Below are 10,938 nucleotides of genomic sequence, written 5' to 3' on the forward strand. Positions count from 1 at the left end.
GGGTGGGCGGGATCCGCCGCGGAGCGGCGGTTCAGCCCGGCACCGCACGCTGGGGTTCCGCCCCCAGCCCCCGCCTGAGAAGAGCACCGCCCAGCCTGGGTTCTGGGGGCAGAGTCCTAGCTCCTGCCCCTACGCGATCCGGTCCAGCACGATCGGCTTCGCCGTGAACTCCGCGCCCTCGGGGGCGATGTCGTACGCCCCCGTCAGCGCCTGCAACGCGTACTCGAAGCGCTCCGGAGTGTCCGTGTGGAGGGTCAGCAAAGGCTCACCCGCACGCACCGTCGCGCCCGGCTTCGCGTGGAGTTCCACGCCCGCGCCCGCCTGCACCACGTCCTCCTTGCGCGCACGCCCGGCGCCCAGACGCCACGCCGCGACGCCGACGTCGTACGCGTCGAGACGGGTGAGGACACCCGACGACGGCGCCGTCACGACATGCGTCTCACGGGCCACGGGGAGCGTGGCATCCGGGTCGCCGCCCTGAGCCGCGATCATGCGGCGCCATACGTCCATCGCCGAGCCGTCCGCAAGCGCCTTCGCCGGGTCCGCGTCCGGCAGCCCCGCCGCGTCCAGCATCTCCCGCGCGAGCGCGAGGGTCAGGTCCACGACGTCCGAGGGGCCGCCGCCCGCGAGGACCTCCACCGACTCGCGGACCTCAAGGGCGTTGCCCGCCGTCAAGCCGAGCGGCGTGGCCATGTCCGTCAACAGCGCCACCGTGCGTACGCCGCTGTCCGTGCCCAGGCCGACCATCGTGGAGGCCAGTTCGCGGGCGTCTTCCAGGTTCTTCATGAAGGCGCCCGTGCCCACCTTCACGTCCAGGACCAGCGAGCCCGTTCCCTCTGCGATCTTCTTCGACATGATCGAGGAAGCAATCAGGGGGATCGCCTCCACCGTGCCCGTCACGTCCCGCAGCGCGTACAGCTTCTTGTCCGCCGGGGCCAGGCCGTCGCCCGCCGCGCAGATCACCGAGCCGACGCCGTCCAGGACCGAGAGCATCTCCTCGTTCGAGAGGAGGGCGCGCCAGCCGGGGATCGACTCCAGCTTGTCCAGCGTGCCGCCGGTGTGGCCGAGGCCCCGGCCCGACAGCTGCGGGACCGCCGCGCCGCACGCCGCGACCAGCGGCGCGAGCGGCAGCGTGATCTTGTCGCCGACGCCGCCCGTGGAGTGCTTGTCCGATGTCGGGCGGGAGAGAGACGAGAAGTCCATGCGCTCGCCGGACGCGATCATCGCGGCCGTCCAGCGGGCGATCTCTCGGCGGTTCATGCCGTTCAGGAGGATGGCCATCGCGAGAGCGGACATCTGCTCGTCGGCCACCACGCCTCGCGTGTACGCGTCGATGACCCAGTCGATCTGCTCGTCGCTCAACTCGCCGCGGTCCCGCTTCGTACGGATGACGGAGATGACGTCCATGGCATAACCCCTTTGCGCCTAAAACGGTGAGCGAGAGCTTGAGATTGAGATTCCGTGACTCTACGCGCATAGAGTCATGGAGTGAAGACGGCCCCCGTGCGCCGCGAAGCAACAGGCAGGGGCCGTACGTCAGTTGAGGTGCTGCGGGCCGAACGGGTCCGGGAGCATGTCTCCCAGCGTCCGGATGCCCGAAGCCGTTTCCAGGAGCAGCGTCGCGCCGCCGAACTCGTAGAGCAGCTGGCGGCAGCGGCCGCACGGCATCAGGATCTCGCCCTTGCCGTCCACGCAGGTGAAGTGCGTGAGGCGGCCGCCGCCGGTGAGCTGGAGCTGCGACACCAGGCCGCACTCCGCGCACAGGCCCAGGCCGTACGACGCGTTCTCCACGTTGCAGCCCGACACCGTGCGGCCGTCGTCCACGAGGGCCGCGGCACCGACCGGGAAGCCTGAGTAGGGCGCGTACGCACGGGACATGGCCTCGCGCGCAGCATCCCGCAGCGCGTCCCAGTCGGTGTCGGTCACTTTCCTTGTCCCCTTCGGTAGGGCTGGCCGTCCGCCTTCGGCATCCGCAGCCGCTGGGCGGAGAGCGAGAGCACGAGCAGCGTGACGACGTACGGCGTCGCGGTGACGACCTGGTTGGGCACCTCGTCGGTCAAGCCGTACCACGCGAACATCAGCGCCGAGACGGCCCCGGTGATCACCGCGGGGATGTAGCGCTTGCGCCAGACGAGGTAGATCGCGCCGATGACCAGCAGGATCGCGAGCAGCAGGAGCAGGGCGTGGACGTTCGTGCCGCCGCCCCGCAGCTTCAGGCTGTCGGTGTAACCGAACAGGCCCGCGCCGAGCGCGAGTCCGCCCGGCATCCAGTTGCCGAAGATCATCGCGGCGAGGCCGATGTAGCCGCGGCCGCCGGTCTGGCCCTCCAGGTAGATGTTGGAGGCGACCAGGGAGAGGAACGCGCCGCCCAGGCCTGCCAGACCGCCCGAGATGATCACTGCCAGGTACTTGTACTTGTAGACGTTCACGCCGAGGGACTCGGCGGCCACCGGGTTCTCGCCGCAGGACCGCAGGCGCAGGCCGAACGACGTACGCCACAGGACCCACCAGCTCAGCGGCACCATCGCGACGGCGATGACGGTGAGCGGCGAGAGGTCGGTGAACAGGCCGCCGAGCAGGCCCGCGAGGTCCGAGACGAGGAACCAGTGCTTCTCGTTGAGGTCCTGCAGCCAGTCGGAGAGGCCCGGCACGGAGAAGCTGCCGAGCGATTCGACGGGCGGCGACTGCTTGGACGTACCGCCCTCCTTGCCCTCGAAGGCGAAGGTGGAGAGGTAGCGCGTCGCACCCAGGGCGAGGATGTTGATGGCCACACCGGAGACGATGTGGTTGACGTTGAAGGTGACCGTGACGATCGCGTGCAGCAGGCCGCCGATCGCGCCGCCCAGGATGCCGAAGAGGATGCCGACCCACGGGCCCCACTGGTAGCCGGCGAACGCGCCGAACCAGGTGCCGAGGATGAGCATGCCCTCGAGGCCGATGTTGACGACGCCCGCGCGCTCGGCCCACAGACCGCCGAGGCCCGCGAGGCCGATCGGCACCGCGAGGCGCAGGGCCGTGGACATCTGGCCGGTGGAGGTGATGCCGTCGGCGTCGGTGATCAGGCGGACCACGGACGTCAGGGCGAGGACGCCCGCGATGACCAGCAGGAGTATGGGGAGCGAGATGCGGCGGCGGCCCTGCGCGGGCTGCTTGGCCGGGGGCTTGGCTACGGTTGCCGAGCTCATCGGGCAGCCACCTCCTTCACGGTGTCGTTGTTGCCGTTGCCCTTGCCCTTGGCGCGGGCTGCTGCGGCCAGTTCCTCACCGACGCGCTGCTGCTGGCGACGGAGCCCCCAGCGGCGTACGGCCTCGTAGGAGACGACGACCGCGATCACGATGAGGCCCTGCATGATCACCGCGATCTCCTTGTCGTACGCAACCGGAGTGGCGTAGTCGAGAGCGGGCGAGGCCTTGTCGAGGAAGGCGATGAGCAGCGCGGCGAAGGCGATGCCGACCGGGTTGTTGCGGCCGAGCAGGGCGATGGTGATGCCGGTGAAGCCGAGGCCCGTGGGGAAGCTGAGGCTGTAGGTGTGGACGTCGCCGAGCAGGATGGGCATGCCCGCGAGGCCCGCGACCGCGCCGGATATCAGCATGGCGCTGAGCACCATGCGCTTGGCGTTCACACCGGAGGCCGCGGCGGCCGACTCGGAGGCGCCGGTGGCGCGCAGGTCGAAGCCGAAGCGGGTGCGGTTGAGGATCAGCCAGTACAGGACGCCGGCGAGCGCGGCGATGACGACGAAGCCGTAGATCTCGCCGGACTCGCCCATGCTGATGCCGGGGAACCAGCCGGACTTGGACATCTCGCCGGTGGTCTGGTTGTTGCCGACCGGGACGCCGAAGTTCTCGGTGAGGGTCATATAGCCGATGACGCTCGTCGCGATGGCGTTGAGCATGATCGTCGCGACGACCTCGCTGACCCCGCGGGTGGTCTTGAGGATGCCCGCGATGCCCGCCCAGAAGGCGCCGGTGAGCATGGCGACCAGGATGAGGAGCGGGATCTGGAGGGGCGCGGGGAGGGCGACGTGCGCGCCGACGACCGCGGTGGCCATCGCGGCGAGGCGGTACTGGCCGTCCACGCCGATGTTGAAGAGGTTCATCCGGAAGCCGACGGCGACCGCGAGCGCGGCCAGGTAGTACATGCCGGCCTGGTTGATGATCAGGACCTGGATGTCGGAGTAGGTGGCCTGCTCGAACATCAGGGAGTACGGCTCGATCGGGCTCTTGCCCGAGGCGAGCAGCACGACCGAGGTCAGCGCCACGGCCGCGATGAGCGCGATGACCGGTCCGGCCACCGCGAGGAGCACCCGCTCCTTCTCGAACTTCTTCATCGGGCCTCGTCCTCCGGCACTTCGGGGCCTTCTTCTATGTGTTCCAGGTGGCCCGAGGCCGCGCCCGTCATCGCCGAACCGAGCTCCTCCGGCGTGATGGTGGCCGGGTCGGCGTCGGCGACGAGCCGTCCGCGGTAGATCACGCGGAGGGTGTCGGAAAGGCCGATCAGCTCGTCGAGGTCCGCCGAGATCAGGAGTACGGCGAGTCCCTCGCGGCGCGCCTCGCGGATCTGGTCCCAGATCTGGGCCTGCGCGCCGACGTCCACACCGCGGGTGGGGTGGGCGGCGATCAGGAAGCGCGGCTTGTGGCTCATCTCGCGGCCGACGATCAGCTTCTGCTGGTTGCCGCCGGAGAGGGAGGCCGCGGTGACGTCGATGCCGGGCGTACGGACGTCGTACTCCTTGACGATGCGACGGGTGTCGGCCTGGGCGCCCTTGGGGTCGAGCCAGAAGCCTTTCGCGTTCGGCTTCTCGGTGACGTGGCCGAGGATGCGGTTCTCCCACAGCGGGGACTCCAGGAGGAGGCCGTGGCGGTGGCGGTCCTCGGGGATGTAACCGATGCCGTCCTCGCGGCGCTTGCGCGTCGGCTGGGCGGTGATGTCCTGGCCCGCCATCCGGATCACTCCGGAGTCGGCGTGCTTGAGGCCGATGAGCGCGTCGATCAGCTCGGTCTGGCCGTTGCCCTCGACGCCCGCGAGGCCGAGGACCTCTCCCTCGTGGATGGTGAAGGAGATGTCGTCGAGCAGCGCACGGCCCGACTCGCCGTCGGCCAGCAGCTTGAGGCTCTCGACCTGGATCATCGGGCGGTCGGTGACCGTCGACTCGGCGGTCTCGGGGGTGGGCAGTTCGCTGCCGACCATCAGCTCGGCGAGCTGGCGCGGCGTCGTCTCGGACGGGACCGCGGTGCCCACGGTCGTACCGCGCCGGATGACGGTGATGTCGTCGGCCACGGAGAGGACTTCGCCCAGCTTGTGGGAGATGAAGATGACGGACAGGCCCTCGGACTTCAGCTCGCGCAGGTTGTCGAAGAGCGCGTCGACCTCCTGCGGCACGAGTACGGCCGTGGGCTCGTCGAGGATCAGCGTGGTGGCGCCGCGGTAGAGGACCTTGAGGATCTCCACGCGCTGCCGGTCGGCGACGCCGAGGTCCTCGACCATGGCGTCGGGGCGCACCCCGAGGCCGTAACGGTCGGATATCTCTACGATCTTGCGGCGGGCGGCGCCGCCGATGCCGTGCAGCTTCTCGCTGCCGAGAACGATGTTCTCCAGGACGGTCAGCTGGTCGGCGAGCATGAAGTGCTGGTGCACCATGCCGATGCCGCGCGCGATCGCGTCCGCGGGGCTGCCGAAACTGACCTGCTCGCCGTCGACGGTGATGGTGCCCTCGTCCGGCTTCTGCATGCCGTAGAGGATCTTCATCAGGGTCGACTTGCCCGCGCCGTTCTCACCGACGAGGGCATGCACGGTGCCCTTGCGGACACTGAGGCGGATGTCGTGGTTGGCCACGACGCCCGGGAAGCGCTTGGTGATGCCGACGAGCTGGACGGCAGTGGCCTGGGCAGTGGTCTTGCCCGTGTCGGGACTAGTGGACGCGTCGATGGCGCACTCTCCTCGGGAGTCCTCGGGAGTCTTAAGGAAAGGGGCCACCTACGCGCGTAGCGCCCCTGGTTCAACGGGAGTTGAGGTGTCGGCCGCGCGAACGGGGCGCGGGGGAACCATCGTCCCCCACACCCCGTTCCGCAGCCGTGACTTCGCTGTTACAGCGCGGGCTGTTGTTATAGCTCGGTCCGCTGTTACAGCGCGGTCTTGACCTTGATCTTGCCGCTGGTGATGCCCTGCTCGGCCTTCTTCAGGGCGGCCTGCAGGTCCTTCATGTTCTTGAACTCGGGGTTCGAGTCGGCGAGCGCGACGCCGCCGGACGCCAGGTCCGCACGGACCACGCCGCCCTTGGCGTTGCCATCCTGGACCGACTTGGTCAGGTTGTACACCGCCCCGGTGACGTCCTTGGTCGCGGAGGTGAGGATGTACTTCTTGTACTTGTCCAGGGCCTTCTGCTGGTACTGGTCGGAGTCGACACCGATCGCCCACACCTTCTCGGCGGCGGCGGCCTCGATGACACCCTGACCCGAGAGACCGGCCGCGTGGTAGACCACGTCGGCGCCGTCCTCGATCTGGCCGCTGGCCCCTTCCTTGCCCTTGTCCGGGCTGGAGAAGCCGCCGTCCTCGGCCTTCTCGGTGAGGAACTGGCGCTTGATCTTGACCGACTTGTCGGTGTCCTGGACGCCCTGGACGAAGCCCGCCTCGAACTTGCGGATCAGCGGGTTGTCGACGCCGCCGATGAAGCCGACGGTCTTGCTCTTGGTGGCCTTGGCGGCGGTGACGCCCGCCAGGTACGAGGACTGCTCCTCGTTGAAGACCAGGTCGGAGACGTTGTCCGCCTTGATGGTGGCGTCGTCGACGATGCCGAAGGTGACCTTCGGGAACTTCGCGGCGACCTCCTTCACGGCGGGCGCGTAGGCGTAGCCGATGCCGATCACCGGGTTGTAGCCCTGCTTGGCCAGCTCGGTGAGGCGCTGCGCCTTGTCGGCGTCGGACTCGCCGTCGGTCGGCTCGACGGCCTTCTTGCCGACCTTCAGGTCCTTGGCGGCCTTGTCCATACCGGCGGTCGCGGCGTCGTTGAAGGACTGGTCGCCCTTGCCACCCACGTCGTAAGCGATGGCGACGCCCTTGCCCTTGCCGTCGCTCTTGGAGCCGGCGGCGTCGCTGGACGTGCCACCGCAGGCGGTGGCGGAGAGGGCGAGGGCGGCGGTCGCGACGCTCGCGGCTGCGATCTTGGAAACCCGGCGCATAGAGAGGAACTCCTTTGTACAAGCAAGCACAAGCACGTACGAGCGCCTCACCTGGCGCTGATTTCGCCGCAGCGTAACGCGCGTAGACCTGACATAAGAACCCTTCTGTCCCGTCCGTTATCGAGCTGTGGCCGCGAGGTTGCGGCGTCATGCACAGGGCGTTGCGGCGGCATGACAGGCGGCATGACAAAGGGCAGGGTTCCCGTGGCCGCTCTGGCCTGCGGGGCTCCCTGCCCTACGTACCCGCTGTCACATGTCCCGGGGCGTGCCTAGGGGACGGTCTTGACGGTGACCTTGCCGTCGACGATGTCCTTCTTGGCCTTCTCCACGGCGGCGACCACGTCCTTCATCGCCGTGTACTTCGGATTCGAGTCGGCGAACCCGACACGTCCCGACTTCAGGTCGTAGCGCTGCTCGCCCTGCATCGGCTTGCCCTCGACGACCGACTTCGTCAGGTCGTACACGGCGCCGCCGACGTCCTTGAGGGCGGACCCGAGGATGTAGTCCTTGTACTTGGCGAGGGCCTTCTGCTGGTACTGGTCGGAGTCGACACCGATCGCCCACACCTTCTGCGAGCCGGCCTCCTGGATCACGCCCTGCCCGGAGAGTCCCGCCGCGTGGTACAGCACATCGGCGCCCGCCTCGATCTGACCGCTCGCCGCGTTCTGCCCCTTGTCGGGGCTGGCGAAGCCGCCTTCCTCGGGCTTCTCCGTCAGATAGCGCTTCTCGATCTTGATCTTCGGGTCGACGGACTTCACGCCCTGCACGAAGCCGGCTTCAAATTTGTGGATGAGGTTGATGTCCACACCGCCGATGAATCCGACGTGATCGACCTTGGTCGCCTTGGCAGCCGCGACACCGGCGAGATAGGACCCCTGCTCCTCATGGAACACAAGATCGGCGACATTGTCGGCCTTCACCGTGTTGTCGTCGATGATCCCGAACGTCACCTTGGGAAACTTCTTGGCTGCTTCCTTCACGGCGGGCGCGTAGACGAATCCGACGCCGATGACGGGGTTGTAGCCCTGCCGCGCGAGCTGCTCGAGTCGCTGCGTCTTGTCGGCACTGGACTCGCCGTCGCCCGGCTCCATGTCCACGCCGCCGATCTTGAAGTCCTTGCGGGCCTTCGTGTAGCCGGAGAACGCGGCGTCGTTGAACGACTGGTCGCCCTGGCCGCCGATGTCGTAGGCAAGACCTATGCCCTTGCCCTTGTATTCGGACGACGAGCCACTCTTGTTGTCGCCCCCGTCATCCTCGGAGGCCTCGTTGCTGGTCTTGCCGCACGCCGATGCCGCGAGGGCGAGAGACGCCACGACGACGGCCAGTTGGGAAATCCTTGATCCACGACGCAAACGCATAGGACGCACCCCTTACGTTCCCCGACGCACCGTTGACGGCGCTGATTGCGGCGCACAGTAACGCGCGTAGAAAGGGAGGGGAACGGGGTTTCGCACTGCCGTTACCTATTCGTGCCGAGGGCCGGTTACGTCCGGATGAACAGGTCCGGCGCAACCAGCCCATAGCGGGCCCGCGTCGCCCTTCGGCTACCGCGCGGCGTCGAGGAGCGCGGCGGCGGTGAAGAGCTCGACGCCCACCGTGATCGCCGCCTCGTCGGCGTCGAAGTCGCCCTGATGCAGATCACGGACGGTGCGCTCACCGGGCGTACGGACACCGAGGCGGGCCATGGCGCCGGGCACGTGCTCCAGGTACCAGGAGAAGTCCTCGCCGCCCAGGCTCTGTTCGGTGTCCTCGACGGAGTGCGGCCCGCGCCGCTGCTCCATGGCGTCCCTCAACAGGTCGGTCACGTCCGGGTCGTTGACGACGGGCGGGACACCCCGGATGTAATTCACCTCGGACTTGGCGCGGTAGAGATCGGCGATCTCCTGGATGGCGCCGTGTACGAGATCGGGCGCCTGCCGCCAGGCCTTCAGGTCCAGACACCGGACGGTCCCCGACAGCTCCGCGTGCTGCGGGATGACGTTGCAGGCGTGCCCGGACTCGATCCGCCCCCAGGTCACGGCGAGACCCGACCGGGCGTCGATACGACGGGCGACCAGCGCCGGTACGTCGGTGACGATCTTGGCGGCGGCGGTGACGAGGTCGGTGGTGAGGTGGGGCCGGGCGGTATGCCCACCCGGCCCGTCCAGGGAGACCTCCAACCGATCACAGGCGGAGGTGATGGCACCGTGCCGCAGCCCGATCCGCCCCGCGTCGACGCGGGGATCACAGTGCACGCCGATGATCCGCCCGACCCCTTCGAGCACTCCGGACTCGATGGCGTCGGGCGCACCACCCGGCAGGACCTCTTCGGCGGGCTGGAAGATCAGCCGTACGGGCTGCGGGAGTTGCCCTCGCTTCGCCAGCTCGGCGAGGACGAGTCCGGCGCCCAGGACGACGGTCGTGTGCACGTCGTGCCCGCAGGCGTGGGCGCGGTCGGGCACGGTGGAGCGGTACGGGGCGCCGAGTTTGGTGTCCGGGATGGGCAGCGCGTCGATGTCGGCGCGCAGAGCGAGCATGGACCGCGCGCCGCCACTCTCCTCAATGCCGTCCTGCTCGATACCGATGTCACATACGAGTCCCGTGCCGATGTCGAGTACACGGGGCTTGAGGCCCGCGAGCTCGAGCCGGGCCTTGAGGGCGGCGGTGGTACGGAACTCCTGGTTGCCGAGCTCCGGGTGCATGTGCAAGTCGCGTCGGAAGGCGATGAGTTCGGCGCGCAGATCGGCGGGAAGCGCACCGGGGAGCAGGACGTCCCCGGCAGCGCTGCCTGCTTCGCCGGGCAGGTCGGCCTCGAACTCTCGTGACATCAGTTGGTTCACCCTTTGAAGGGTAGGGCGAGGCAGGGGTCAACTGACCCACGATCAACAAAAGTTCAGCCCGATAGGGTAAGAAAAAGTGGCCGCGTGGCGCATGGCCGCTAGTTGAGCTGGGTAAACTCCACCGCTCTTCGAGCGGACTGAGAGCGTCCGCGCCCCATCCCTCGGCAGGCCGCAATCCGGCAGCCCCTTTTTCCCGAACAAGTGGCTGCAACGCGAGCTCGGACGCACACACGGCGAGCCGGGCTCCACAGGTACCACGGAGGGAAAAGATCATGCGCATACGTTCATCCGTCGGACCCACGCTGGCGGCGCTGGCCCTCGTCGCAGCGGGCGCGGGGTCCGCTGCCGCCGTGCCGGCCGCCGCCGCGACCGCGACGGTCTACTGCATGGGACAGCCGGCGACTGTGGTCGGCACCGAGGGCGACGACTTCGAGACGGGCACGGCGGGCAACGACGTCGTGGCGCTGCTGGGCGGCAACGACACCTACGCGGACGCGGGCGGCGACGACCTGGTCTGCCTGGGCTCGGGCAACGACCAGATGGGCGCGGACTTCGCCTTCGTCACGGGATCGGACACGGTCGACGCGGGCCCCGGCAACGACTCGGTCTTCGCCTTCGACGGAGCGGACTTCGTCCAGGGCGGCGACGGCGCGGACGATCTGAGGGGCGGCAACGGCGTGGACGACCTGCGCGGCATGGCAGGCGACGACCACCTCTTCGGCGAGGGCGCGAGTGATGTGCTCCTTGGCAACACGGGGGTCGATACGGCGGACGGAGGCGCGGGCACGGCGAACCGCTGCGCGGCGGAGAGCGAGGTCAACTGCCAACTGGACCCGTAAAGGGCCCTGCGGGGCGGGGCGGGGGGTTTGGTGGGCCGGTGCTTGATTGGCGCCGGGGCCGCCCGGTTGTCCCGAGAGTGGCGGTTCCGGGGCGGGTGTAAAGGG

Annotated in this window: 9 protein-coding genes; 1 reads left to right on the plus strand and 8 read right to left on the minus strand. The window is 68.7% G+C overall.

All coding sequences use genetic code 11. From position 1 onward, the window contains the following. Window positions 1-129: 129 nt before the first annotated feature. The 8 genes from E2651_RS35030 to E2651_RS35065 form a co-directional block, all read right to left on the minus strand. A complete protein-coding gene (locus E2651_RS35030; protein ID WP_135335293.1) occupies window positions 130-1,407 on the minus strand; it encodes a thymidine phosphorylase in 1,278 nt (425 codons plus the stop codon). A gap of 129 nt (window positions 1,408-1,536) precedes the next feature. Further along, a complete protein-coding gene (locus E2651_RS35035; protein WP_135335294.1) occupies window positions 1,537-1,926 on the minus strand; it encodes a cytidine deaminase in 390 nt (129 codons plus the stop codon). Then, window positions 1,923-3,185: an ABC transporter permease gene (locus E2651_RS35040; RefSeq protein ID WP_135335295.1), complete on the minus strand. Its 1,263-nt coding sequence runs from the start codon at window positions 3,183-3,185 to the stop codon at window positions 1,923-1,925. Before E2651_RS35040 ends, E2651_RS35035 begins: the two co-directional genes overlap by 4 nt. After that, the gene (locus tag E2651_RS35045; protein ID WP_135335296.1) at window positions 3,182-4,327 is read right to left on the minus strand and encodes an ABC transporter permease; all 1,146 of its coding nucleotides are present in this window, start codon (window positions 4,325-4,327) and stop codon (window positions 3,182-3,184) included. The genes E2651_RS35040 and E2651_RS35045 overlap by 4 nt, the downstream gene beginning before the upstream one ends. Then, window positions 4,324-5,925, minus strand: a complete 1,602-nt coding sequence (locus tag E2651_RS35050) for an ABC transporter ATP-binding protein (RefSeq protein ID WP_135335299.1) — start codon at window positions 5,923-5,925, stop codon at window positions 4,324-4,326. Before E2651_RS35050 ends, E2651_RS35045 begins: the two co-directional genes overlap by 4 nt. A 194-nt stretch (window positions 5,926-6,119) precedes the next feature. Further along, on the minus strand, window positions 6,120-7,175 hold the full coding sequence (locus tag E2651_RS35055; protein ID WP_135335297.1) for a BMP family ABC transporter substrate-binding protein: 1,056 nt from the start codon (window positions 7,173-7,175) through the stop codon (window positions 6,120-6,122). Window positions 7,176-7,444: 269 nt separating this feature from the next. After that, complete coding sequence (locus E2651_RS35060) at window positions 7,445-8,527, minus strand: BMP family ABC transporter substrate-binding protein (protein ID WP_167828989.1); 1,083 nt, start codon at window positions 8,525-8,527, stop codon at window positions 7,445-7,447. Window positions 8,528-8,719: 192 nt separating this feature from the next. Beyond that, window positions 8,720-9,982, minus strand: coding sequence for a M20 family metallopeptidase (locus E2651_RS35065; protein WP_135335300.1), 1,263 nt, complete (start codon window positions 9,980-9,982; stop codon window positions 8,720-8,722). Window positions 9,983-10,266: 284 nt separating this feature from the next. Here E2651_RS35065 and E2651_RS44335 point away from each other — a divergent pair, with 284 nt between their 5' ends. Beyond that, entirely contained in the window at window positions 10,267-10,833 is a 567-nt protein-coding gene (locus tag E2651_RS44335; RefSeq protein ID WP_167828988.1) for a calcium-binding protein, read from the plus strand. The last annotated feature ends 105 nt before the right edge of the window (window positions 10,834-10,938 follow it).

The organism is Streptomyces sp. MZ04 (assembly GCF_004684775.1).
In the GTDB taxonomy this organism is placed as follows: Bacteria; Actinomycetota; Actinomycetes; order Streptomycetales; family Streptomycetaceae; genus Streptomyces.

What these genes read in the sequence shown, in the direction of transcription:
- E2651_RS35030 (WP_135335293.1), bottom strand. Translation starts at nt 1,407, where the DNA reads ATGGACGTCATCTCCGTCATCCGTACGAAGCGGGACCGCGGCGAGTTG.
- E2651_RS35040 (WP_135335295.1), bottom strand. Translation starts at nt 3,185, where the DNA reads ATGAGCTCGGCAACCGTAGCCAAGCCCCCGGCCAAGCAGCCCGCGCAG.
- E2651_RS35045 (WP_135335296.1), bottom strand. Translation starts at nt 4,327, where the DNA reads ATGAAGAAGTTCGAGAAGGAGCGGGTGCTCCTCGCGGTGGCCGGACCG.
- E2651_RS35055 (WP_135335297.1), bottom strand. Translation starts at nt 7,175, where the DNA reads ATGCGCCGGGTTTCCAAGATCGCAGCCGCGAGCGTCGCGACCGCCGCC.
- E2651_RS35065 (WP_135335300.1), bottom strand. Translation starts at nt 9,982, where the DNA reads ATGTCACGAGAGTTCGAGGCCGACCTGCCCGGCGAAGCAGGCAGCGCT.
- E2651_RS44335 (WP_167828988.1), top strand. Translation starts at nt 10,267, where the DNA reads ATGCGCATACGTTCATCCGTCGGACCCACGCTGGCGGCGCTGGCCCTC.